General features: G+C 69.0%; 19 protein-coding genes and 1 tRNA gene. 9 read left to right on the top strand and 11 right to left on the bottom strand.

What is annotated here, in order from left to right; all coding sequences use genetic code 11:
* Positions 1–7: 7 nt before the first annotated feature.
* From DLJ53_RS28765 to DLJ53_RS28735, 7 genes are read right to left on the bottom strand one after another with little or no spacing between them, the layout of a single operon-like run.
* On the bottom strand, positions 8–736 hold the full coding sequence (locus DLJ53_RS28765; protein WP_111351663.1) for an SDR family NAD(P)-dependent oxidoreductase: 729 nt from the start codon (positions 734–736) through the stop codon (positions 8–10).
* Complete coding sequence (locus DLJ53_RS28760) at positions 736–1,452, bottom strand: SDR family NAD(P)-dependent oxidoreductase (RefSeq protein WP_111351662.1); 717 nt, start codon at positions 1,450–1,452, stop codon at positions 736–738. Before DLJ53_RS28760 ends, DLJ53_RS28765 begins: the two co-directional genes overlap by 1 nt.
* On the bottom strand, positions 1,449–2,267 hold the full coding sequence (locus tag DLJ53_RS28755) for a polysaccharide deacetylase family protein (protein ID WP_111351661.1): 819 nt from the start codon (positions 2,265–2,267) through the stop codon (positions 1,449–1,451). The genes DLJ53_RS28760 and DLJ53_RS28755 overlap by 4 nt, the downstream gene beginning before the upstream one ends.
* Before the next feature lie 8 nt (positions 2,268–2,275).
* Positions 2,276–3,061, bottom strand: a complete 786-nt coding sequence (locus tag DLJ53_RS28750; RefSeq protein WP_226577750.1) for an ABC transporter permease — start codon at positions 3,059–3,061, stop codon at positions 2,276–2,278.
* Entirely contained in the window at positions 3,058–3,906 is an 849-nt protein-coding gene (locus DLJ53_RS28745) for an ABC transporter permease (RefSeq protein WP_111351660.1), read from the bottom strand. Before DLJ53_RS28745 ends, DLJ53_RS28750 begins: the two co-directional genes overlap by 4 nt.
* Positions 3,903–4,958 (bottom strand): ABC transporter ATP-binding protein, encoded by a 1,056-nt coding sequence (locus DLJ53_RS28740; RefSeq protein ID WP_111351659.1) that lies wholly within the window; start codon positions 4,956–4,958, stop codon positions 3,903–3,905. Before DLJ53_RS28740 ends, DLJ53_RS28745 begins: the two co-directional genes overlap by 4 nt.
* The gene (locus DLJ53_RS28735) at positions 4,959–5,999 is read right to left on the bottom strand and encodes an ABC transporter substrate-binding protein (protein ID WP_111351658.1); all 1,041 of its coding nucleotides are present in this window, start codon (positions 5,997–5,999) and stop codon (positions 4,959–4,961) included.
* 153 nt (positions 6,000–6,152) lie between these two features.
* Here DLJ53_RS28735 and DLJ53_RS28730 point away from each other — a divergent pair, with 153 nt between their 5' ends.
* Positions 6,153–6,704: a MarR family winged helix-turn-helix transcriptional regulator gene (locus tag DLJ53_RS28730; protein WP_111351657.1), complete on the top strand. Its 552-nt coding sequence runs from the start codon at positions 6,153–6,155 to the stop codon at positions 6,702–6,704.
* Between the two features lie 82 nt (positions 6,705–6,786).
* Here the strand turns inward: DLJ53_RS28730 and DLJ53_RS28725 are convergent.
* Both DLJ53_RS28725 and DLJ53_RS34890 read right to left on the bottom strand, forming a co-directional pair.
* Positions 6,787–6,870: transfer RNA gene (locus tag DLJ53_RS28725), tRNA-Leu, on the bottom strand.
* Positions 6,850–7,215 carry a hypothetical protein gene (locus DLJ53_RS34890; protein WP_146620128.1) on the bottom strand — a complete coding sequence of 122 codons (366 nt, stop codon included), beginning with the start codon at positions 7,213–7,215 and terminating at the stop codon, positions 6,850–6,852. Before DLJ53_RS34890 ends, DLJ53_RS28725 begins: the two co-directional genes overlap by 21 nt.
* Positions 7,216–7,701: 486 nt before the next feature.
* Between DLJ53_RS34890 and DLJ53_RS28720 the strand changes: the two genes are divergently transcribed.
* The gene (locus DLJ53_RS28720; RefSeq protein ID WP_111351656.1) at positions 7,702–8,685 is read left to right on the top strand and encodes a Hint domain-containing protein; all 984 of its coding nucleotides are present in this window, start codon (positions 7,702–7,704) and stop codon (positions 8,683–8,685) included.
* Between the two features lie 195 nt (positions 8,686–8,880).
* A complete protein-coding gene (locus DLJ53_RS28715) occupies positions 8,881–11,919 on the top strand; it encodes a tetratricopeptide repeat protein (RefSeq protein ID WP_111351655.1) in 3,039 nt (1,012 codons plus the stop codon).
* A gap of 100 nt (positions 11,920–12,019) precedes the next feature.
* Here the strand turns inward: DLJ53_RS28715 and DLJ53_RS28710 are convergent, their stop codons facing one another.
* The gene (locus DLJ53_RS28710) at positions 12,020–14,947 is read right to left on the bottom strand and encodes an EAL domain-containing protein (protein WP_226577731.1); all 2,928 of its coding nucleotides are present in this window, start codon (positions 14,945–14,947) and stop codon (positions 12,020–12,022) included.
* A 770-nt stretch (positions 14,948–15,717) separates the two neighbouring features.
* Here DLJ53_RS28710 and acs point away from each other — a divergent pair.
* The 6 genes from acs to DLJ53_RS28680 all read left to right on the top strand — a co-directional run bounded on the left by acs (position 15,718) and on the right by DLJ53_RS28680 (position 23,702).
* Entirely contained in the window at positions 15,718–17,667 is a 1,950-nt protein-coding gene (acs, locus tag DLJ53_RS28705) for an acetate--CoA ligase (RefSeq protein ID WP_111351653.1), read from the top strand.
* Positions 17,668–17,733: 66 nt separating this feature from the next.
* The gene (locus DLJ53_RS28700) at positions 17,734–18,015 is read left to right on the top strand and encodes a DUF4212 domain-containing protein (RefSeq protein WP_111351652.1); all 282 of its coding nucleotides are present in this window, start codon (positions 17,734–17,736) and stop codon (positions 18,013–18,015) included.
* A gap of 4 nt (positions 18,016–18,019) precedes the next feature.
* Positions 18,020–19,798, top strand: coding sequence for a sodium:solute symporter family protein (locus DLJ53_RS28695; protein WP_111351651.1), 1,779 nt, complete (start codon positions 18,020–18,022; stop codon positions 19,796–19,798).
* Positions 19,799–19,882: 84 nt separating this feature from the next.
* Positions 19,883–21,694, top strand: coding sequence for a DUF294 nucleotidyltransferase-like domain-containing protein (locus tag DLJ53_RS28690; protein ID WP_111351650.1), 1,812 nt, complete (start codon positions 19,883–19,885; stop codon positions 21,692–21,694).
* 74 nt (positions 21,695–21,768) lie between these two features.
* On the top strand, positions 21,769–22,281 hold the full coding sequence (locus DLJ53_RS28685; RefSeq protein WP_111351649.1) for a hypothetical protein: 513 nt from the start codon (positions 21,769–21,771) through the stop codon (positions 22,279–22,281).
* The gene (locus tag DLJ53_RS28680) at positions 22,278–23,702 is read left to right on the top strand and encodes a 3'-5' exonuclease (RefSeq protein WP_111351648.1); all 1,425 of its coding nucleotides are present in this window, start codon (positions 22,278–22,280) and stop codon (positions 23,700–23,702) included. Before DLJ53_RS28685 ends, DLJ53_RS28680 begins: the two co-directional genes overlap by 4 nt.
* A gap of 79 nt (positions 23,703–23,781) precedes the next feature.
* Here the strand turns inward: DLJ53_RS28680 and DLJ53_RS28675 are convergent, their stop codons facing one another.
* Entirely contained in the window at positions 23,782–24,963 is a 1,182-nt protein-coding gene (locus DLJ53_RS28675; protein ID WP_111351647.1) for an alpha/beta hydrolase, read from the bottom strand.
* Positions 24,964–24,992: the final 29 nt, after the last annotated feature.

The raw sequence follows: 24,992 nt of genomic DNA, 5'->3' as shown, positions 1-24,992 counted from the left end.
GGTGTCCTCAGGTCATCCAGCGGCCGCCGTCGATCAGCAGCGTCTGTCCGGTGATGAAACGGGCCTCGTCGGAGGCGAGGAAGGCGACGGCCGCGGCGACGTCGTCCGGATCGGCGATGAAGCCGACCGGGGTCGCGGCGACGATGCGGTCCAGCACCTCGCGGGAGAGGCGCTGGTGGGCTGCGGTGCGCACGGCGCCGGGCGCGACCGCGTTGACGGTGATCCCCTTCGGCGCCAGCTCGCGGGCGAGCGACCGGGTGAGGCCGATGACGCCCATCTTGGCGGAAGCGTAGTCGGCGAGGCCGGCGTCGCCCACGAGCGCCGCGTCGCTCGACATGTTGACGATCCGCCCGCGCCCGCGCCCGGCCATGCCGGGGGCCACGAGGCGGTTCATCCGCATCGCCGAGACGAGCGAGATCTCGAGGACGAAGCGCCACGTCTCCTCTTCTGACGACAGGAACGGGCCGCCCTTCTCCCGCGCGCTCTGGCCGAGGTTGTTGAAGAGGATGTCGGGCGGGCCGAAGCGCGCCTCCGCCTCGGCGACGAACGCCTCCAGCGTGGCACGGTCGGTGCCGTCCCCGGTCATCGCGAGGGCCCCGGTGTCCGCGAGGGCGGAGACGTCGAGGTCGAGGGCCGCGACCTTTGCGCCCTCGGCGAGGAAGCGGCGCACGGTGGCCGCGCCGATTCCCCCGCCGCCGGCGGTGACGAGCGCGACGCGCCCTTCGAGGCGGCGCATCAGTGGAAGGTCCGGCCGCCGTCCACGGCGAAGGCCGTGCCGGTGACGTAGCTCGACTCGTCCGACGTCAGGTAGAGGATCGCGTCGGCGAGTTCGTGCGGCTCGGCCACGCGGTGCAGCGCGTAGCGGTCGCGGATCGCCTCCAGCGCGGCACCCGGGTCGGCGTCGTTCTCGTAGGAGGTCCGGAACAGCGGCGTGTCGACCGCGCCGGGGCAGACGGTGTTGACGCGGATCCCCGCCGGCGCCAGCTCCTTCGCCAGCGTCTTGCCCAGCATGATGAGCCCCGCCTTGGACGAGCAGTACGCTGCGCGGCGCGCCAGCGGCGACAGTCCCGCCGCCGAGGCGACGTTGACGATGGTGCCGCCCGCCGCGGACATGTGCGGCAGCGCGTAGCGGCAGACCCGCATCGGCCCGGTGAGGTTGACGGCCATCACGTCGTCCCACTCGGCGTCGGTCATGTCGCCGAAGGGCGTCAGCAGGTCGATGCCGACCGCGTTGACCAGGCCGTCGAGCCCGCCGAGGGCGCCGGCCGCGGCGGTCACCGCCTCCCGCGTCGCCTCTGCGGAGCGAAGGTCCGCGGCGAGGACACCGGGCCCCTTCAGGTCGATGACCGCGACGCCGGCGCCCTCCGCCCGGAACCGCTCGACGGTGGCAAGGCCGATGCCGCTGGCCCCGCCCGTCACGAGGATGCGCCGGCCCTCCAGGCGGCCCGTCATGCGGCAGCCTTCAGGCGCGGCCGCATGTCGTCGGTGATCGCATCGCAGCGGCCGATCCACACGTTGTCGTGCTTCAGGGCGTGCTCGATGAGGCCCTCCAGGACCTTGAGGCGCGAGGGCTGGCCGATGATCTGCGGGTGCATGCCGATCATCATCATCCGCCCCTCGGCGTAGAGGCAGTCGAACTCGGCGACCCAGGCCTCGAGCAGCGCCGACGGGGCCTGCATCGTCCGGCCCGGCAGGGTGATCGAGTAGTTGAAGAACGGCGCGTCATCGAGGACCCAGCGGAACGGTAGCTCGACGATGTCGGTCCGCCGGCCGCCGATATCGAGGAGGTAGGGCTCGTCGTCGTCGAAGAAGTTCGAGGAGTAGTCGAAGCCGTACTGCTCGATGAGGCCGAGCGTGATGTCGGAGAACTCGGCCGCCGGGGAGCGCCAGCCGCGGGGCTTGTAGCCCGCCGCCTTCTCGATCGCCTCGATCCCCTTCTGCATCTCCTCGTGTTCTTCCTCGTGGGTGCAGTTGAGGATCCACTTGTGGGTGTGGGAATGGTGGGCGATCTCGTGCCCGCCCTTCAGGATCGCCTCGACCATCGCCGGCTGCTGCTCGACGACCACGCCGGGGACGAAAAAGGTGGTGGTCAGCTCGTACTTCTTCAGAAGGTCGAGCACACGCCAGATGCCGCGCTTCCACCCGTAGCGGCCCTGGGACATGACGATGGGCCGCTCGGCGTTCTTCGGATCGCGCGCGGTCCAGAGCGTCTCGCAGTCGACGTCGAAGGTGAGAAAGAGCGGAAAACCGCGGCTGGTGAAGGACATCGTGAGCCTCAGACGAAGCGGGAGAAACCGACCCAGCGCTCGGCGATGACGAGGGCGAGTCCGGTGACGAGGATGAGAAGCGTCGAGATGGCGGCGAGGCCGGGGTCGACGCCGCCGTGCTCGATGGAGGTGAAGATCTTCACCGGCAACGTCGACTGGCGCGGGCCGAGGAGGAAGATCGTCACCGGCACGTTGTCGAGCGAGGTGATGAAGGCGAAGAACGCACCCGCCACGAGCCCCGGCTTCAACAGCGGCAGGGTCACGAGGCGGAAGGCGTTGAAGCCGCTGGCACCGAGGACGCGCGCCGCCTCCTCCAGCTCCGACTTCACGCCGGCAAGGGAGGTGAGGCAGGCGCGGATCACGTACGGCACGGTGATCGCGATGTGCGCCAGCAGCAGCCCCCAGAAGGACCAGCGCAGCCCGACCAGCGAATAGTACTGCAGCAGCGCCACGCCGATGACGACCGCCGGGAAGATCAGCGGCGCCATGAAGAACGAGGCCAGCGCGTCCGCGCCCGGGACCAGGCGGTGGTGCAGCGCGTAGGACGCGGCGGTGCCGAGGACCAGCGAGCCGGCGGTGGCGGCGAAGGCGAGCAGGAAGCTCGTCTGGATCGCCTCGATATAGTCCCTGTCCGTCAGCACCTCGACGAACCAGTCGAGCGTGAAGCCGACGGGGGGCACGGTGAGGTAGGACGTCGTGGAGACCGACGCCATCGCCACGACGATCACCGGGAGCTGGAGGAACACCAGCACCAGGACGGCGACGGCCGCCACCCAGACCGGCGGCCCCTTCACCACGCCCCTCCCGTGACGCGGCGCGCCACCCGGTTGGCACCCCAGATGACCAGGAGCGCGATGGCGGTGAGGATGAAGGCGAACGCCGTGCCCGAAGGCCAGTCGAGCTTCACCAGGAACTCGTCGTAGATGAGCGTGGACATGACCTTGTACGTCGGCCCGCCGAGCAGGCGCGGCGTCACGAGCGCGGAGATCGTCAGGACGAAGACCAGCGTGCAGCCGGCGAGGATGCCGGGCGCCGTCAGCGGAAGCGTGACGAAGAAGAAGACGCGGGACGGGCTGGCGGAGAGCGTGGCGGCGGCGTCCTCGACGTCCCGCGGCACGCGCGAGATGGAGGACAGCAGCATGAACACCATGAACGGCAGGTAGATGTGGACCATGCCGATCACGAGGCCGGTCATGTCGAACATCATGCGGAGCGGCTTCTCGATCACGCCGAGGTCCATCAGCCAGGTGTTGATGACGCCGCGGTTGGAGAGAAGCGCGATCCACCCGAACGAGCGCACCACGAGGTTCAGGAACAGCGGGAACATCACGAGCAGTGTCGCGACGGCCCGCCAGGTCCGCGTCGTGCGCGCCATGAAGTAGGCGAGCGGGTAGCCGATCAGCAGCGCGATGGCGGTGACGATGAAGCCCATCCATAGCGTGCGCAGGATGACGTCGCGGTAGTAGCTGTCGGCGAACGGCTCGATATAGTTCTCGAGCGTCCACGCGGTGCCGATCCCCTGCCCCGGGACGTACGGATGAAAGCTCGTCGGCAGCATGACGAGCAGCGGGCCGACGAACACCCCCGCCAGCACCAGGACGAGCGGCGCGACGAGCGCGGTGCCCGAAAGGCGGCTCATGCGGCGAACTTCGGCGAGACGTAGACCGCCGCGGGCTCGATCCGCACGGAGACGGTGTCGCCGACGACGAGATCGCCGGCCGGATCGTTGGAGTCGACCTCTGCGATCAGCTCCGGCCCGCCCGCGATGCCGACGACGTACTGGATGCGCGCCCCCACGAAGGCGCGCAGCCGCACGGTGCCGGCGAAGACGTTCGGCCCCTCGGCGGGCGCGCGGCTCAGCGCGACGTCGCTGTGGCGCACGACCACCTCGACCGGCCCGCTGCCGGGGAGAGGAACGGTGGGCTGGAAGGCGAGCGGCACGCCGATGTCGACCCGGTCCCCGGCGAGGGTGCCCGACAGCGCGTTGGGCTTGCCGATGAAGCGGGCGACGAAGCCGTTCGCGGGGCGGCGGTAGACCTCCTCCGGCGCGGCGTACTGCTGGATCCTGCCGTGGGCGAGGATGCAGATCCGGTCGGACATCGACAGCGCCTCGGACTGATCGTGCGTCACGAAGAGGCTGGTGATGCCGAGTTCACGCTGCAGCCGCTTCAGCTCGATCTGCATGTCGTCGCGGAGCTGGGCGTCGAGGTTCGACAGCGGCTCGTCGAGGAGGAGCAGGCTCGGGCGCGGCGCGAGGGCGCGGGCGAGCGCGATGCGCTGCTGCTGCCCGCCGGACAGCGCCTTGGGGTAACGCTCGGCGACATGGCCGAGCTGGACCATGTCGAGCGCCTCGGCAACGCGGGACCTGATGTCCGAGGCGCCCTGTCGCTTGAGCCCGAAGGCCACGTTCTCGAACACCGTGAGGTGCGGGAACAGCGCATAGGACTGGAACACCAGCCCGATGCGCCGCTTGTGCGTCGCAAGCCGCGTGACGTCCCTCTCGCCGATGCGGATCGACCCGCCACTCGGCGCGAGGAGCCCGGCGACCATGCGCAGGATCGTCGTCTTGCCGCAGCCGGACGGGCCGAGGAGCGAGACGAACTCCCCCTCCTCGACGGTCAGGGTCGCGCCGTCGACGACGGGCGTGTCGCCGTAGGTCTTCGTGAGGCCCTGGAGGGAGAGCGAGGACACTTAGCGCAGGACCTCGCGCTGCCAGCGGTCGATCCAGTTCGGCAGCTCCTTGGAGGTGACCGCCGGGTCGAGGAACCAGAGCTGCTGCAGCGTCTCGCCATAGGGCACGATCGCGGCGGCCTTGTCGGAGAGCTCGACGTCGAGGTTCACCGGACCGGCGTACTTCTTCTCGGCGAAGCACTCCTGGCCGTCCTTGGAGAGGACCGTGTCGATGTACTTCAGCGCGAGCTCGGGGTGCGGCGCGCCCTTCGGGATGACGAGCGTCGGACGGATGCCGACGGCCCCCTCCTTCGGGTAGGCGATGGCGATCGGCAGGCCCTGGTCGGCGGCCGAGCCGGCGCGGTCCGGGTACCACGGGGCCATGGCGATCTCGCCGCGCTCGAAGAGGGCGATGAGCTGGTCGGCCTGGGTGTAGAGCGTGACGGCGTCCTGGGCGAGCGGCTTGATCGCCTCGAGGCCCGGCGTGATGTCTTCCAGGGTGCCGCCGTGCAACTTGTTGACCGCGAGCAGGAACTGCCATCCGGAGGTGCCGGTCACGTCGCCGATAGCGATCTGGCCGGACCACTTCTCGTCGAAGAGGTCGTTCCAGGAGGTCGGCGGCGTGTCGACGAGGTCGGTGTTGTAGGCGATCGCCGTCGCGCCGGTCATGAAGACGACGTACTGGCCCGATTCGTCGAACGCGCGCGGGTCGATCTGGCCGGCGGCGGTGAGCTGGCTCCTGTCGATGTCGGCGAGCAGGCCCTCGTTCTTGAGCTGCGTCGCGGCCGAATCGTCGAGGTAGACGACATCGTATTCCGACTGCCCGCCCATCGCCCGGATCGAGGCCGAGTGCTGCGTGGTGTTGCCGACGACGGTGTCCACCTCGGAGCCGGTCGCCTCTTCGAAGGGCGCGATGTGGCACTCCTTGCTGGCGTCGAGGAACGAGCCGCCGAAGGTGGCGATGACGAGTTCTTGGGCACTTGCCTCGGTCGCCGCCTGGGCGAGCAGAAGCGGCAGGGCCGTGGCGGTGGCAGTGAGAAGCCGCAGGGTTCGGTTCGCCATGATTGTCCTCTCGAGGGCTGGCGCTTCGGGTCACGGTCGTCCAACGCCACGCAGCCTACCCCTTAGGCAACTACCTTTCAAGAAAGCTTCGTGCTCATTGTTGCGCCAACGACCGGGACGCGGAACAATAGGGCCCGCAGGAGGGCGACTCTCATGGCGCTACGATCGGACATGGACGAGGACGGCGAGGCCGCGACAGGCGGGCCGGACGACGTGGTCGCCCAGGGCATCCGCTGGTGGAACACGGAAAAGCCGGAGCTCGACACGCAGGGCAAGGCGATCCTCGGGCGCATCATCGCCCTGCAGGACCGCGTCACGCGGCGCTACAATGCCGCCCTCGCCCCCTTCGGCCTGCGCTATACGGAGTACGCGGTGCTGGCGACCCTGAGGGCACACGGGCGGCACATCCCGATGTCCCCGACCGAGCTGCGCGAGACGATGCTTTTCACCTCGGGTGGCCTGTCCAACCTGCTGCGGCGGCTCGCCGAGCGGGGCCTCATCGCCCGCACCGCCGCCGCCCACGACGGCCGCGGCGTCACCGTCTCACTGACCGACCAGGGCGCGGCCCTCGCCGACATGACGATGCCCGTCCAGGTGGAGGCCGATCAGGACCTGATCGCCGGCCTCGACGAGGGGGAACGCCACATGCTGGAGTCCCTCCTCACCAAGCTCATCCGCAGCAAGCCCACCGGCGAGGGTTTCTGACGCGGCACCCGTCGGAGGGCGGCACATTTCAGGATATCGGGCAGGATCGCCCGGCGACCGCGCCAGGACGGGCGGGAGCCATTGGTACGGGCGGCGGGACTCGAACCCGCACGGCTTGCGCCTCCGGATTTTAAGTCCGGTATGTCTACCATTCCATCACGCCCGCAGCCTTCAAATCACTGGCTGATTTCGGGACGGCCCGCCAGCGCTCGACGCGGCTCGTCGCGCTCGATTCCGGCGACCTTCCAGCCGCTTGATAGCGTGCGAGCGGAGCCCGTGCCAAGCGTTCTACGCCGGACCGTTCCTGCAACACCCGCCATCGGCGCGCCGCTTCGGCCGCCTCCACCCAACCAGAGAGCGGATTTTTCGCGGCATCAGGCGGCTGCCGGGGGCGATGCATCGCTGCAATCATCGCCCGGCGGCCAACAATGCGCCCGCCGACCCGGACAGAACGGTCGTTCCGGTGACCGGAACTACATTTTTGGTTGTTTTTTGTGAGCCACTCAACCAATTGGATGCCTCCAATTGCCCCGAAGCATCGAACGCATCCCCAAGTCGCAATGCGTGTATCTGCACGCTCCGGTTGCCGCGCCCGGATCCGGCCCGCCCATCGTTCGACCCACGGCGGTTGATGCCACGATCAGCCCTCTGACCACGCTGCTGCGGCAGGCAAGCCCGCCGCGATCAAGGTTTGAGCGAAATCGCATCGATGTGTGGCATGCCATTGCCTACAAAACCCAAATACACCTGCAATTTACTTCCTGCAATATAATCGCCTTTGCGCCATGAAACGAAGGCGACTCATCAATACGCCTTGATTCGATTTCGATTCATTTCTCAATATTCTGAGAAAATATACATGCAATGACATTTTTTACCGGTTCTATTACAGTGTAACTCGTTGACATAACTCATCGCTTATTCGACCGTTAGGTTCGCGTCCGCTCACAGCGATCCGACCCCGGCGCTGTGCGTCTGCTCTGATAGGAGAACGTCGATGGCGATCTACGCGTACAACTCGTACAAGGCTTTCACGACAGTTTCGGGTATTCTTAACTTCGATAACTACTCAGAATCGTCAGGTTCTATCGACGAACAGGTCGACGACAACGCGTTCGAGCTGGGCGAAAGCTACGACGACACGCTGGAGATCCAGATCGACGTCGGCCTCGGTGACCTTCAGGTCGTCCAGCTGTCGGACCTGACGTACTCCGGCTACACCACCGTCGACGGGGTCGACTCTCCCATTTTCACCGGGACGACCGAGGTTGCGGGCATCGGACTCGTCGATGTCAACGTGGTGTTCTCCCCCTCGGTGGGCGACGAAAACTACCCGGTCAGCGCGTCGGCTCTTGCGGACGGCACGGAGTCGACGAGCCTCGATCCCCTCTGCTTCGCCGCGGGGACGCTGATCGCAACGCCCGACGGGGAACGCGCCGTCGAATCCCTGGCGATCGGAGATCACGTCACGACGACCGACGGCCGCACCGTCGCCGTCAAGTGGCTCGGCCGGCGGACATCCAAGAAGATGTTCTCAAGTCCCGACCGCTTCTCGCCGGTCCGGATCGCCGCCGGTGCCCTCGGCGACAACCTCCCGCACTCCGACCTCACGCTGACCGCCGAGCACGGCCTGTGGCTCGAGGGATATGTCGTCAACGCCGGCGCGCTGGTGAACGGCGATACCGTAAGCTTCGTCCCGGTGGCGGACTTGCCGGACGCCGTGACGTACTATCATGTCGAAACCGCCGATCATGACCTGATCGTCGCCAATGGAGCGGCAGCGGAAACCTATATCGACTACATCGGCCGACGCGCGTTCGACAATTTTCAGCAGTATCTCGACCTCTACGGCGACGAGACTCCGATCCGGGAACTTCCGGCGCCGCGGATTTCGGCACGCCGTCTCCTCCCCGGCGTGATCCGCCAGCGGATCGCCGCAGCCGCCGAGGCCCTGCGCACGGGAACGAGCGCCGCCGCCTGAACCCGAGCCGCTTCGGCCGGCACTCTCGACCGTCGCGGGACAGAACCGCGACGCTCGCCCGCCCCTCGACGGCGTCTGACCGCGGAGGGCGTTCCCTGACCGTCAGGCGTTTCTGAGGGGCCGCATCGTGGATCGCGGCTCTCCCCGGCGGACGTTGGCCTGCAGCGTCCGAGCAGCAGCCACAAGGGCACCGCTATGGTCGACGTTGAGATCGCGCTCTCGGAGCGCGATCGCGCTACCGCTTTCGCCGACGACATCGCCCGACCCATGCCCGGTCGCGCGGGGCCGCCCGCCCCGAACCGGGAGCAGGCCGACGCGCCAGATCGATCCGGCAGCGCCGGGACGGCCGTCGCCACCTGCCAGGCCCTCGTCGAAACGTCGCCCGAGGATCCCGCCGCGCGCCTTCGGCTGGCCGACGCGCTTCGCAAGGCCGGAGACCTCGACGCGGCCGATGCGCAGTACGCCGAAGTCCTCCGCCGGCGCCCCGGCCACAAGGACGCCCTGCAGGCGGCCATCGACGTCGCGCTCGAGCGGCAGGACCTGGAGGTCGCCCATGCGCGCAGCCTCGACCTTCAGGCCCGTTTCCCCGGCAAGCCGTTCGCCCTGCGCAGGCACGCCAGCGTCCTTCGGCAGATGGGCCGCCTGGATGAGGCCGTCCGGATCCTGCGCGACGTCGTCGCCAGGCTCCCGCAGGATCCGGGCGCCAGGATGCAGCTCGCCCACCTCCTGAGGGCCAATGGAGATCTCCGCGCCGCCGGGGATCTCTACGTCGAGGTCCTGGACCGGCAGCCGGCCCACAAGTTCGCGGCGATCTCGGCCATCGACGTCGCCCTGGCGCTCTGCGAATACGGCACGGCGCTGGCGCGGAGCGAGGCGGCCATCTCGCACGCACCCGGCGACGCCGACCTGCTGCGGCGCCGGGCGAAGGCGCTCCGCCTGCTCAACCGCTTCGACGACGCGGCCGACCTCCTGCGCGAGATCATCGCCGCAGCGCCGGACGATCCGGTCCCCCGGATGCAGCTCGCCGGCGTCTTGCGCGCCATCGGCGATCTGGCCGCCGCCGGCGCCATCTACGCCGAGGTGCTGGCGGCCCGCCCGGACCACAAGGAGGCGCTGGCGGGCGCGATCGACGTGGCGCTGTCCTCCGGCGACGTCGACGCCGCGTTGGCACGGAGCGACAGCGCGGCCCTGCAGTTCCCGGCGGAGATCGATATCGGGCGCAAGCGCGCGAGGGTTCTCCGCGCGGCCGGCCGGTCCGAGGAAGCCGCCGCCCTGGCGCGCGCGATCGTCGCCGAGGCGCCGGACGATCCGGCCTCGCTGCTGGTGCTCGCGAGCGTCCTGCGCGACGCCGGCGACCCCGTCGGTGCCGACGCCGCCTACGCGAAGCTGCTGCGCCTTCGGCCGGACGACGTCGCCGCGATCCTCGGCCGCGTCGACCTCGCGGTCTCTCTCGGTCATTGCGACAGGGCGTGGGGCATCCTCGACGACGCCCTCGACCGCCCGGCGATGGACGCGGGACCGGGACCGTCGCCCGCAGCGGGTCTCATCCTGAAGGTCTGCGAGCTCGCCTCGCATGTCGGAGACCCCGACCGCCTGAAGCGCGGGCTCAATCTGGCCGAAGGTGCACTGGACCGGTTCTCCGACCCCCAGCTCATCAAGCTCGCGGTCATCGGCGAGCAGTTCGGGCGAACGGCGCTGGCAAGCGCCGCCTTGTCCGCAGCGCTCGCCGGGAACCGGATTTCCCCGGCGGCGGCGATGCACGTCGTCCGGCGCGGCCTCGCGAAGGGACCGTCGCACCACCTGGACGGACTGGCGGAACAGCTGGCCGCCCGCCTGTCGCCGGAGCAGCGGAACGCGTTCAAGGTCGAGGTCGATCTTCTGCGCTTCGGGCCCGAGCCGGCTCTCGAGGCGGCGCGGCGGGTCATCGGAAGTCCGCGCGGCGCTCTCGACGCCGCCAGGGTGGCGCGGCTCCTGCGGGAGGCGAAGCGAAGCGCCCTCGCCTTCCGGTACGTCAGGCTGTGCCGGCGGCGATGGCCGCACACGAGCGTCTTCCGCAATCTGCTCATCGACCTCGCCGTCGACACCGGCCGTCTGGACCACGCCGACGCCCTGCTCACCGTCATGGAAGCCTCCGATCCGCCGATCGACTGCCGCGCGATGCGGGTGCGGCTGCTCTGGCATCAGGGCCGGCACGCCGCGGCGCTCGAGGTGGCGGACGAGCTGGCGCGGGAGGGGAAGAAGACCCCGACGGAAATCCTGCTGCGCCTGCACCTCTCGCTGGAGGATCTCGACGGCGCGCGACGGGTGCTGCGGGACGCGTCGGAATACTCCTACACGCGAATGGCGCACCTCAAGGCGTCCCACGTCGGCTCTCTTCTGAACGAGCTGGACATGTACCAGCGGGAAACGAAGGGCCGATGCGGACCGGATGAAGGGGCCGACGACGAGACCCTCTGCCAGGGCTTCTATTTCGCGGCGAAGCGGGTGATCGACCGCCGGATCCGGAACGCCCCCCCGGCGCCCGCCCGCGAGGGGTCGCCGGAGATCCCCCGGCAGGTGTTCCAGTACTGGGACAGTCGCAACATTCCGCCCCAGGTGTCCGGCGTCATGGCGAGCTGGCGCGCCTCCTCGTCCTATCGGCACACCGTGTTCGACCGCCGCAGCGCGCAGGCCTACCTGCGCGAGTCCTTCGGCCCGGACCACGTCCGCGCCTTTCGGCTGGCCGGCAACGTCGCGGAAGAGTGCGACTTCCTGCGCCTCTGCCTGCTCTACCGCGAAGGCGGGATCTATGCGGACGCCGACGACCGGCTGGTGGGCGATCCGGACCAGCTCCGCGCCGAGGCTCGCGGCATGCTCCTCTTCCGCGAGCCGCTGGGCGCCATCTCGAACAACGTCATGTGCGCCTGTCCTGGTCACCCGCTCCTCGAGCGGGCGGTGGACATGGCGTTTCAGTCGCTGCTGGCGCGGGAGAACGACGGCACCTGGTCGAAGACCGGCCCCGGCCTGCTGACGCGCGCCGCGGCCACCTATATCGTCGGCACGCTGGCGGGAGAGCCCGACCACGGGATGACGATCCTGCCGCACCACCGGCTCTATCGCCACGTCAGCCCCCACGTCCGCCTGCCCTACAAGTCGACGGCGAAGTACTGGAACGCGTCGGTCCGTGCGTCGTCGGGCTCGGCCGCGGACATCCTTCAGCTCCTGGCGCCGAGCCCCACGGCCGACGATCCGTAGTCCGGAATCCCGACCGCCGCGCAGCCGTGCGGGGGCCTGCAGGCTGATTCGGCGGCGCTGCCGCCCGGTCCCGAAGTTCGAGTACGGGGTACCGGCAAACCTAGTGCTGGGCCAGCGCGCGCTCGACGTAGCCGATCTCGAGGACGGTCTTCAGCGGCATGGGACGCGCGATGTGGTAGCCTTGGGCGCGGTCGATGCCGATGTTGCGCACGACCTCCAGCGTCGCCGCGTCCTCCACCCATTCGGCGACCGTCACGATCCCCAGCGCACGGCCGACGCCCGCCATCGCCTCGACCAGCTTGCGGTCGATCTCGCTCGACTGGATGTTCTGGATGAAGCTCCCGTCGATCTTCAGCTCGTCGACCTGGAAGTTCTTCAGGTAGGCGAACGACGACAGGCCGACGCCGAAGTCGTCCAGCGCGATCCGGCAGCCGTATTCGCGCGCGGAACGGCAGAACTTGATGGCGACGCTCGCGTTGTTGATGACCGCCGTCTCGGTGATCTCGAAGCAGATCCGTGAGGGCGCGATCGTGGTCTCGGAGATGATGTCCCGCACGAACGGCCACAGGAACGGGTCGTCCAGCGAACTCGCCGAGATGTTGATCGAAAGGTCGATGTGGTCGTTCTGCTCCAGCAGCGACCGGTAGTCGTTGAACAGCGTATAGAGGACCCAGCGGTCGATTTTGTGCATCACGCCGTGCCGCTCGGCGGCGGTGATGAACTCGGACGGCGGGATCATGCCGCCGTCGTCGTCCCGCATGCGCACGAGCACCTCCAGCGTCTCGTGCGGCGCCGTGCCGAAGACGTTGAGCTCGCGGATATGCTGGGCGAACAGCGTGAAGCGGTTCGCGTCGATCGCCGCCTGGAGCGAGGCGGCGATGTGGATCTCGCGGTGCCGCCGTTCCGCCGAGCCCTTGTCGCGACGATAGGTGGACGCCTTCCCCCGGCCCTCGGACTTGGCCGTGTAGCAGGCGACGTCCGCCTCCTTCATGAGCGCGATCGGGTCGTGCTGCTCCGCCGTGATCTCGGTGAGGCCGACGCTCGCACCGACGTCGTAGTGCCGCCCGCCCCACAGGAAGGAGTGGTGCGAGATCGCGTCGACCATCCGGACGGCGATCTCCTGGCCGAGCTCCAGCCGGCATTTGGGAAGAAGCAGGGCGAACTCGTCGCCGCCGATACGGGCGAGGTGGTGCTCCACCGTCACGCAGCTCCGCAGGATCTTGCTGACCTCGACGAGAAGGGCGTCGCCGGCGGCATGACCGGCCGTGTCGTTGACGAGCTTGAAGCGGTCGAGGTCGATGAAGCACAGTGTATGCGCGCTCGTCCGGCCCTCGGTCTCACGGCAGAGCTCCTCCAGCGTCTGCTCGAAGGAGCGACGGTTGGGCAGGCCCGTGAGGCTGTCGTGCATCGCCGCGTGCACCAGCTCCTCCTGCATGGCACGCGCGTGGGTCACGTCCTGGAACACCAGTACGGCGCCGATCACCTCCCCCGTCGAGGTCCGCACCGGCGCCGCCGAGTCCTGGATGAAGAACTCCTGTCCCGATCGCGAGATCAGGACGGTGCCTGCCTGGAGGTAGAAGGGCTGCATGCGCTCCAGGCACTCTTCGATCGGGTTCCGGACGGTCTCCCGCGTCTCCGCGTTCACGATCCGGAAGACGTCGATGAGCGGCATCCCCTCGGCGTGTTCGTAGGTCCAGCCGGTCAGGCGTTCGGCGATCGGGTTCATGAACGTGACCGCCATGTTCACGTCCGTCGTGACGACCGCGTCGCCGATCGAGTGGAGCGTGATGCGCAGCCGCTCCTTCTCCTCGAAGAGCTCGTCGGAGAGGTTCTTGTGATCGGTGATGTCCCACTGCGTGCCGATCAGCCGTTCGCCGTCCCCCGGAACCGACTCGGGGATCTGGGCCAGCGCGCGGATGTGGCGGATGCTCCCGTCGCCGCGGACGATGCGGAAGTCGATCTGCGTGCGCCCGCGCTCCGCGATGACGGCGTCCATGGCCGCCGTCACGGTCTTCACGTCATCGGAATGGATGAGCCGCCGCCAGCTCGGACGGGTGTTGTCGAACTGGTCGGGCGTGATGCCGTAGAGCTGGTACATCCGCTCGTCCCAGGTGACGCGCCCGCTGGCAAGGTCCAGCTCCCAGATCCCGACGTTGCCCGCCTGCACGGCGAGTTCCACCCGCTCGTTGGCGGCACGCAGGCGCTCCTCGCGCGCCTTGCGCTCGGTGATATCGGTGTGGGTGCCGATGAAGCGCACCGGGTTGCCGGCGCTGTCTCGCTCCGCCACGCGGCCGCGGTTCAGGATCCAGACCCAGTGGCCGTCCTTGTGCCGCATCCGGATTTCGCTGCGAGTGTCCTGCGTGTCGTCGTCGTAGGCGTCGCGGTCGGCCGACTCGACGATCGCCCGGTCGTCCGGGTGGACGAGCTCGATCCAGGTGCGCCCGTCGACCGGCAACTCGGACGGCTCGTAGCCCAGCATCCTGTACCAGAGGGGCGAGCGGTACAGCGTCCCGGTCTTCAGGTTGCGGTCCCAGACCCCGTGTCCGGCCGCCTCCAGCGCGAAGTTCCAGCGGCTTTCGCTGTCGGCCAGCGCCACCTCGGCGCGCTTGCGCTCGTCGATATCCTCGATCTGGGAGATGAAGAATTTCGGCGCGCCCGACGACGTGCGCACGAGGCTGACGACAAGCAACGCCCAGACGATGGCGCCGCTCTTGTGGATGTAGCGCTTCTCGAGCCGGTAGTTGCTGATCTTCCCCTCGAGGGTCGCGTTCAGGAGGTCGAGATCGCTGAAGAGGTCGTCGGCGTAGGTAATGTCCTGAAACGACAGGTCGAGCAGCTCTTCCCGCGGGTAGCCGAAGAAGGTGCAGACGGCGTCGTTGACCTTGATCCACCGGCCGTCGAGCGACACGATCGCCATTCCGATCGCGGCGTCCGACATCGCGCGTTCGAACAGCGTCTCGTCCGCCTGCCCCGCAAAGGTTTCGTTCTTTCTGGGCTCCGTGGCTGGGGAATTGCTCTCCGCACTCATGGTCGTACCCATCGTTCCAAATGGCCGAGGCGCGTCGATCCGAGCATCCACTGCGCCCGCGCGGCCGAAATCACTCTGCGGCCGGCGACATATGAATGGAAGGCAAAATAAGGACGAAAATGAAATTGTGCGGGTGACATAGGCAACGCCGCGCTAACGTTCCGAACGTTTTGACGCGACCCGGAACGACCGGAAGCGCGCGCCGGGACGCTCCGCGTCCCGAAACTCCGGGCGGGAGCATCGGCCCGTCGACCGCACGCGGCGGCCAAGTCGCGAGTGACGTCCGGGTCGTGGGCCTGGCGGGCGATGACGGTTGCACCTCGTGTCCCCCCGCCGCGGATGACGCGGTGCGACAAGGGCAGGACTATCTGACCCGGATCAATGGTCGGATGATAGAGGGCGGCGCCGCTTCCGAAGGGATTTCTGCACCCGCGACGGGTCACCTCGCGCCGCTCGCCGCATGGCATGCCGAGTGAAGCATTTACACGGGCGGCGCCACGCCAAGCTCTCGCATTACAATGCGTCTGATCGGGCGCATCTTCATGAAGACCCATGACGGAAAGCGCCAATTTTCTGGCCCAATTGTCCAAGTGGCGTGTAAAGGACCACGATATTTCATGGTTGCAATATCGTGAGAAATTTTCAAACTCGCGCGCCAACCAAGAATGAATTTACAAGATCGTTTCCCGGGCCCTCCGAGATCTTCCCAAAACTCTGGATTGATGTGTAAGCGCGCAGCGTGCCGCTGAGACTCATGAAAGAGAACTGTCATGGAGACCCTAAGCTCCACCGTTCCCGGCCCAGTGATCTCCTCCCAGCCGCTGGATCGCGCGGTGTACGATGCGACCTACAAGGCGTCGATCGACGACCCCGACACGTTCTGGGCTGACCATGCGCGCCGGATCGACTGGATCGTCCCGTTCAAGACCGTGCGATCTGTCAACTTCCATTACCCGGACGTCGCCATCGAATGGTTCGCCGACGGGACGCTCAACGTGTCGGCCAACTGCATCGACCGCCACCTCGCCGAACGCGGCGACCAGACGGCGATCCTGTTCGAGCCGGACAGTCCGGACGAGGCCGCGCAGGCGATCACCTACCGCGACCTCCACGGCCGCGTCTGCCGCTTCGCCAACGTCCTGAAGGCGCTGGGCGTCACGCGCGGCGACCGCGTCGTCCTCTACCTGCCGATGATCCCCGAGGCGGCGGTCGCGATGCTCGCCTGCGCCCGCATCGGGGCGATCCACTCGGTCGTGTTCGCGGGCTTCTCGCCCGACGCGCTCGCCAACCGGGTCGACGACTGCGGCGCCAAGGTCGTGGTCACCGCCGACGGGGCGCCGCGCGGCGGCCGCGTCACCAACCTCAAGGACAACGTCAACAGGGCGCTGAACCACGCCGCCGTCGACCCGCAGGTCCTCGTGGTGAAGCGCACCGGGCAGCAGGTCGCCTGGTACGAGGGGCGCGACCACTGGCTCCACGAGATGGAGGCCACCGTCCCCGCCGACTGCCCGCCGGAGGAGATCGGCGCCGAGGACCCCCTCTTCATCCTCTATACCTCCGGCTCGACAGGCAAACCGAAGGGCGTGGTGCACACCTCGGGCGGCTACCTCGTCTGGGCCTCGATCACCCACGAGACCGTCTTCGACTACCGGCAGGGCGACGTCTTCTGGTGCACGGCGGACGTCGGCTGGGTCACCGGGCACAGCTACATCGTCTACGGCCCGCTCGCCAACGGCGCGACGACGCTGATGTTCGAGGGCGTGCCGACCTATCCGGACGCCGGCCGCTTCTGGGCCGTGTGCGAGAAGCACGGGGTCAACCAGTTCTACACCGCGCCGACCGCGATCCGCGCGCTGATGGGCCAGGGCGAGGAGATCGTCGCCAAGTACGACCTCTCCAGCCTCAGGATCCTCGGCACCGTCGGCGAACCGATCAACCCGGAGGCCTGGAACTGGTACGACCGGGTCATCGGCACGGGTCGCTGCCCGATCGTCGACACCTGGTGGCAGACCGAGACCGGCGGCCACCTCATCACCCCCATCCCGGGCCAGATCGAGACCAAGCCGGGAAGCGCGACCCTGCCCTTCTACGGCGTCAGGCCGGTGGTGCTGGAGCCGTCGACCGGCGCGCTCGTCGAAGGGAACCCGGCCGAGGGCGTCCTGTGCATCGCCGACAGCTGGCCGGGCCAGATGCGCACCGTCTGGGGCGACCACCAGCGCTTCATGGACACCTACTTCCAGCAGTACCCCGGCACCTACTTCACCGGCGACGGCTGCCGGCGAGACGAGGACGGCTACTACTGGATCACCGGCCGCGTCGACGATGTCATCAACGTCTCCGGCCACCGCATGGGGACGGCGGAGGTGGAGAGCGCCCTCGTCGCGCACGAGAAGGTGGCGGAGGCCGCCGTCGTCGGCTTCCCGCACCCGATCAAGGGTCAGGGCATCTACGCCTACGTGACCCTGATGCAGGGGGTCGAGCCGACCGACGCGCTGCGCAAGGAGCTCTCCGACTTCGTGCGCGCGGAGATCGGCCCCATCGCCAAACCCGACCTCATCCAGTGGGCGCCGGGCCTGCCGAAGACGCGCTCCGGCAAGATCATGCGCCGGATCCTGCGCAAGATCGCCGAGGATGCGCCGGGCGAGCTCGGCGACACGTCGACACTCGCCGACCCCGCGGTCGTCGACGACCTCGTGTCCCACCGCATGAACCGCGGCTGACGGCCGGCGGTCCCCCGCCAGCCCCCGAACCGAACAACAACGCGCAAGAATCAAGGAGGACGGCCGATGGCCGAAACAACCCATTCGTCTACCCTGACGTCAGAAGGCGAGGCCTACTGGAAGGCGAACCTGCGGCTCATCGTCGGCTGCCTGATCGTCTGGGGCCTCGTCAGCTTCGGCTTCGGCATCCTTCTGCGCCCGCTCCTGTCGGGGATCGCGGTCGGCGGCACGGACCTCGGCTTCTGGTTCGCCCAGCAGGGATCGATCCTCGTCTTCCTCGTGCTGATCTTCTTCTACGCGATCCGCATGAACAGCCTCGACCGCCACTTCGGCGTCGACGAGGAGTGATGCCGTGGACCAATATACGCTCAATCTCCTGATCGTCGGCGCGACCTTCGCGCTCTACATCGGCATCGCCATCTGGGCCCGCGCCGGGTCCACGTCGGAGTTCTACGCCGCCGGCCGCGGCGTCCACCCGGTCACCAACGGCATGGCGACGGCGGCGGACTGGATGTCGGCCGCCTCGTTCATCTCGATGGCCGGGCTGATCGCCTTCGCCGGCTACTCCGCCTCCGCCTACCTGATGGGCTGGACCGGCGGGTACGTCCTCCTCGCGCTGCTGCTCGCGCCGTACCTGCGCAAGTTCGGCAAGTTCACCGTGCCGGAGTTCATCGGCGACCGGTTCTACAGCCGCACGGCGCGCCTCGTCGCCGTGGTGTGCCTCATCGTCGCCTCCGTCACCTACGTCATCGGCCAGATGACCGGCGTCGGCGTCGCCTTCTCGCGCTTCCTCGAGGTCGACGCGTCGACGGGCCTCTTCATCGGCGCGGCGATCGTCTTCATGTACGCGGTGCTGGGCGGCATGAAGGGCATCACCTACACCCAGGTCGCGCAGTACATCGTGCTGATCACCGCCTACACCATCCCGGCGGTCTTCATCTCGCTTCAGCTCACCGGCAACCCGATCCCGGGCCTCGGGCTGTTCTCGAACGACATCGCCTCCAACGAGCCGCTGCTGTCGCGCCTCAACGAGGTCATCCAGGAGCTCGGCTTCGCGGCCTACACCCGGCAGGACGGCTCCCCCGCCGCGGTCATCAACATGACCCTCTTCACGCTGTCGCTGATGATCGGCACCGCCGGGCTGCCGCACGTGATCATCCGCTTCTTCACCGTGCCGCGCGTGGCGGATGCGCGCTGGTCGGCGGGCTGGGCGCTGGTTTTCATCGCGCTCCTCTACGTCACCGCCCCCGCGGTCGGCGCGATGGCCCGCCTCAACATCGTCGACACCATCTACCCGAACGGCACCGCCGAGGCGCCGATCGCCGGCGACGCCCGGCCGGACTGGATGAAGAACTGGGAGGTCACGGGGCTGCTGAACTGGGACGACAAGAACCAGGACGGCCTCATCCAGTACTATAACGACAAGTCGGAAGGCTTCGCGGCGACCGCCGAGCAGCGTGGCTGGAAGGGCAACGAGCTCGCGGTCAACAACGACATCCTGGTGCTTGCCAACCCCGAGATCGCGCATCTGCCGGGCTGGGTGATCGCGCTCGTCGCGGCGGGCGGCCTCGCGGCGGCCCTGTCGACGGCGGCCGGTCTCCTCCTCGCCATATCCTCGGCGATCAGCCACGACGTCGTGAAGGCGACGATCAACCCCAACATCTCCGAACGCGGCGAACTCCTCGCGGCACGCATCTCGATGGCCGTGGCGATCGCCGTCGCCACCTACCTCGGCCTCCACCCTCCGGGCTTCGCGGCGCAGACGGTGGCCCTCGCCTTCGGCCTCGCCGCGGCGACGATCTTCCCGGCGCTGATGATGGGCATCTTCTCCAAGCGCATCAACGACCGCGGCGCCGTCGCGGGGATGCTGGCCGGCCTCCTCTTCACGGTCGTCTACATCTTCATGCACAAGGGCTGGTTCTTCCTGCCGGGCACCAACCAGTTCCCGGACACCATCCAGGGCTCGCTCTTGGGCATCCAGTCGACCGCGATCGGTGCCGTCGGCGCGGTGATCAACTTCGCCGTCGCCTACTTCGTGGCCGCGCGCACGGCCGACACGCCGCAGCACATCAAGGACCTCGTCGAGAGCGTCCGCGTGCCGCGCGGCGCCGGGGCGGCCTCCGCCCACTGACCGGGGACCGGGGGCGTACCGTCCCCGGCCCACACTCTCTCCGGGCGGGCCCCGTCCCGCCCGGATCCAACGCACGGTCGGGTCATGAACACCGCCGAATTCCTTGCCACGATCCCCCCATGGGCCGCCATGCCCCCCGCCGAGCTCGACGTCATCGCGGCGAGCTTCGTGGAGCGCGTGGTACCCTCGGCGACGCCGGTCTTCCGCGCCGGCAGCCCCGCCGAGGGGCTCTTCGTCATCGTCTCCGGCCAGGTCCAGATCATCGATTCCACCGGGTCCGGCGAAACGCTGGCCCTCCTCGGCCCCCGCAACACCTTCGGCGAGCGGGGCCTCATCGGCGACGGAACGGCGCAGGTCTCGGCGATCGCCATCACCGACGCCACCCTCCTCATGCTGCCGGCGCCCCGCTTCATGGCGCTGGTCGACAAGGAGGGAACGCTCCACGACTTCTTCGCGCGCCGCCGGCCGGCCCGGCCCGCCGTCAAGAGCCTCGCCGAGACGCGCGTCGCGGCGCTGATGTCCACCGACCCGCTCACCATCGCGCCCGCGACCCCGATCGCCGACGCCGCGAGGATGCTGCGCGACCGCAAGATCTCGAGCGTCCTCGTCACCGAGAACGGCTCGATCCTCGGCATCGTCACGGTGCGCGACATGACCGGCCGCGTCGTCGCCGCCGAGCTCGACCCGCGCCGCCCCGTCGCCGAGATCATGACGACGGAGCCGCTGACCCTCCCCGCCGATGCGCTGGGCAGCGACGTCCTCCACGCCATGGTCGAGCGGCAGATCAGCCACGTGCCGATCGTCGGACCCGCCGGGGTCGCCGGCATCGTCACCAAGACGGACCTGACGCGCTTCCAGGCGGAGACCTCCGCCGACCTCATCGGCGACCTCGCGGCCGCGTGCGACGTCCCCGCCATGAAGGCGGTGACGGCGCGCATCCCGAAGCTTCTGGCGCAGCTCGTCGGCGCGGGGAACCGGCACGAGGTCGTCACGCGCCTCATCACCGACATCGCCGACGCCGTCACCCGCCGCCTGCTGCGGCTCGCCGAGGGCGAACTCGGCGCACCCCCGGTTCCCTACCTCTGGCTCGCCTGCGGCAGCCAGGGCCGGCGCGAGCAGACCGGCGTCTCCGACCAGGACAACTGCCTCATCCTCGACGACGCTGCGACGAAGGACGACGACGCCTACTTCGCCGCCCTCGCCCGGTTCGTCGCCGACGGCCTCGACGCTTGCGGCTACGTCTACTGCCCCGGCGAGATGATGGCGACGAACCCGCGCTGGCGTCAGCCGGTCGCGGTCTGGCGCCGCTATTTCACTGGCTGGATCGACAGGCCGGACCCGATGGCGCAGATGCTCGCCTCGGTGATGTTCGACCTGCGGCCGATCGGCGGCACGGCCAGCCTCCACGCGGGGCTCCAGACCGAAACGCTGGAGGCCGCGTCGAGGAATTCGATCTTCGTCGCGCACATGGTCTCCAACTCGCTGAAGCACGCACCGCCGCTGAACCTGTTGCGCGGCATCGCCACGCTGCGGTCCGGCGAGCACCGCAACGCGCTCGACATGAAGCTGAACGGCGTCGTGCCGATCGTCGACCTCGGCCGAATCTACGCCCTGCGCGGCCGCCTGACGCCGGTGAACACGCGCGCCCGGCTCGAGGCCGCGCAGGCGGCGGGCGTCATCTCCGACAAGGGCGGGCACGATCTCATCGACGCCTACGACCTCATCGCCCAGATGCGGCTCGAGCATCAGGCGCGGCAGGTTCGCGAGGGCGAGCGGCCGGACAATTTCATGCGACCCGCCGTCCTGAGCGAGTTCGAGCGCAGCCACCTTCGCAACGCCTTCGTCGTGGTGCGACAGATGCAAGCCGCCGCCACGCAAGGCCGGGGCGTCCTGTAAACATGCGCTAGCAAGGCCCCGGGACCGGGGTCGGTCGCCGGCACCGCCATCCGCGGCCGGCTGGGAGGTCTGGGATGTTGTTCGAGTTGATCGCCGTCGTGTCGGCCGGCTTTCTGGGAGGCGGCGCCGCCCTCATGCTGCGGCGAACCGTCAGGACCCTGCCGCGCTGGCTGGTCCCCGTCGCCGCCGGCAGCGCCATGCTGATCGTCGCGGTCTCGCTCGAATATTCCTGGTTCGGCCGGACGACGGACGACCTTCCCTCAGGCGTCGACGTCGCCCTCACCCACGAGGTGCGGGCGCCCTGGCGGCCGTGGACCTACGCCGTCCCGTACGTCGACCGCTTCATCGCCGTCGACCGGGGCTCGATCAGGACGCACGACAAGGTGCCGGACCAGCGCCTCGCGGACCTGATCGTCTTCGCCCGCTGGCAGGCCCCCACGCGCGTGCGCGCCGTGTTCGACTGCGCGACCGGCCGCCGCGCGGACCTGACCGCCGGCGTCCGGCTCGCGGAGGACGGCACCCTCGAAGGCGCCACCTGGTACGAGAGCGGGCGCGACAACCCGGTCGTGAAGAGCGTCTGCACATGACGTCCGGCCCGCGCCTTTCCCTCAGGCTCCGCATGGCGCTGTTGTTCGCCGCGCTCGCGGGCGTGTCCCTCCTGTCGGTGGGGCTCGGTGGGGTCCTCGCCGTGCGCGAGGGGGTCGCGCCGGCCGCGCTGATCGGCCCGGCCGCGGTCGCGGCCTTCGGCATCCTCGTGTCGTCGGCACTGATCGCGCTCCTCTTCGACGAGAACGTCGCCCGTCCCATCGGCGCCCTGGCCGCCGCCCTCCGGGCACACGCCCATGGCAGGCTGAGCGTTCCGCTCAAGGTGAGCAGCGCCCGGTACCTCGCCGACCTCGCCCCCGCCGCAGCGGCTCTGTGCGAGCGCCTTTCGACGGCGCACCAGGGGGCCGCGGAGCGCCTCGCCGAGGCAACGGCGGAACTCAAGGCCGAGAAGGCCCGGCTCTCGGAGATCCTGTCCGAGATCCCGATCGCGGTGATGGCCGTCGACCACAACCACCGCATCACCCTCTACGACCGCCAGACCGTCCATGCCCTCGGCGGGGTGGCGTCGCTCGGTCTCGGCCGCTCGGTCTTCCGCTACTTCGAGGAGACTGCTCTGCGCACGGCGGTCGAGACATTGAAGGCGCAGGCCGGCGCGCCGCTGCAGATCGACCTCCCGACGGCCGACGGTGCCGGAACGCTCCCCGCCCGGCTGCGCCTGACCGGGCGCGGCGGCGGCTACATCATCTCGATGGACGTCGAGCCGGAGGTGGTCGCCGAGCGCCCGCTGGTGTTCGACTTCGCGCTCATCGACTGCACCGTCCAGGGCGTCGATCCGTCGATCGCCCTCTCGGCCCTGCCCTACGTGGTGTTCGACACCGAGACGACCGGCCTCGACCCGAAGCGCGACAGCCTTGTGCAGATCGGTGCGGTCCGCGTCCTCAACGGCCGCATGCTGGAGGGCGAGGCGTTCGAGACGCTGGTCAACCCGTGCCGGCCGATCCCCGCCTCCGCGACCCGCGTCCACGGGATTACCGCAGAGATGGTGGCGAGCGCGCCGGAGCCCGCTCCGGCCGTCGCCGCCTTCCACCGCTTCGCCCGCGCCGAGACGCTGGTGGCCCACAACGCCCCGTTCGACCTCGCCATCCTGGCGCGCCACGCCGACGGGATCGCCTTCGACGAGCCGGTGCTCGACACGGTGCTGCTGTCGGCGGCGTTGTTCGGCGCCGCGGAGGCGCACACTCTGGACGCCATTGCCGAACGCCTCGGCGTTACCATCGACGCCGCCGCCCGCCACACCGCGATGGGCGACGCGGTCGCGACGGCGCAGGTCCTCCTCCACATGATCCCGATGCTGGAAGCGGCGGGGATCAGGACCCTCGGCGACGCGCAGGCGGCGATGCGCCGCCATCAGCGCCTGATGCCGCAGGCCGGCACGCTCTTCGCGCCCCCGCAGCGCCCCTGACACCGGCCGGGCCGGCGCCTGATCGATGTGGCGTCGCTCGGGGCGACCTAAGGCGCGCCCGGCGCGGCGTTCGGGATCATCACCCGGCCGTCCGGCGACGGGATGACGAGCGACGGGGCGCCCGCGCGCCTTTGCTGGAGCGCGCCGGTGCGCGGCCCTTCTCGGTATCGGCGACGGGGCCGCGCCCGGCATGGTGCATGATCCAGTCGGCGATCTTCGGCCAGGACTGCGCGTGCGCCTTCTGGCCGACGAGGATGGCGAGGTGCTGCAAGCCGACGCCGACCTCGGCCGGATGCTCGAGAATGTCGGTCTCGACACCGGTCATCCGGGCGAAGAACGGCTCGACCGACAGGCGCGGGCCGATCTCGTCGACGTCGTTCACCACGGCGAGCACCGGAACCTGAAGATCCTCCGGCCCCAGCGTCCGCCCGTCCAGCTCGAGCTGGCCTTCCAGGAACTGGTTCTTGCGGTAGAGCCAGTCGACGATCTGGTGAACCAGCTTCCCCGGCAGCGGCACCTCGTCGAGCGCCCACCGCTCCACCCGGACGTGCGTGTCGAACGCCACCGGGTCGGCCAGACTGAAGACGCCGTCCATCCAGCGCGGCCACACGAATGTCCCCGGCGACAGGAGCGCGCAGGACTGGGAGAGCTGTGCCCCCGGCACCGGCAGCTCCTGCGAGATCCCGTGCCCGTTGGCGACGACGACGTCGCGGAAGGGGCTCGACCCGGGCGTGAAGCTGAGCGGCGCGCCGAGCAGGACGAGACCGCGTGCGATCTCCGGCCGCAGCGTGCAGGCGATGCCCGACAGCGTGCCGCCGAGCGAGTGGCCGAGGACGAGCGGCGCCGCCCCGCCATGCATCGCCGCGATGCCTTCTGCCGCAGTGGCGATCGACCTGGCGTAGGCCTCGATCCCGGCGCCCCCGTCGCCTGGCCCCGGTGCCTGCCACTCGATGAGGTAGACATCGAACTGGCGGGCAAGGCAGAAGCGGATGGCACTGACACTCGGCGACAGGTCCCAGATGTACGGCCGCTTGATCGGCGCCGGCACCATCAGCAGCGGCGTCCCGCCGGTCGGCCCCGCGTAGTGCCGCAGTCGCCATGTCGGATGCGTCGAGACGATCCTGTAGGCGCATTCGCGGGCGCCGAAGCCGAAGGCGTCCAGCGTTCGGGCCTGCATCGCGCGCCATTGGTCCATCGCCGTGAGCTGCGCCGTGCGCAGCGTCGTCAGGACGGACGGATCGGTTGGAGGCGAATGGGACATCGGCGTATCACCCAAAGTCGCCGGCCGGC

The organism is Acuticoccus sediminis (assembly GCF_003258595.1).
In the GTDB taxonomy this organism is placed as follows: Bacteria; Pseudomonadota; Alphaproteobacteria; order Rhizobiales; family Amorphaceae; genus Acuticoccus; species Acuticoccus sediminis.
The sequence above is the reverse complement of the archived record's forward strand: the minus strand, read 5'-3'. Positions and strand labels throughout refer to the sequence as shown.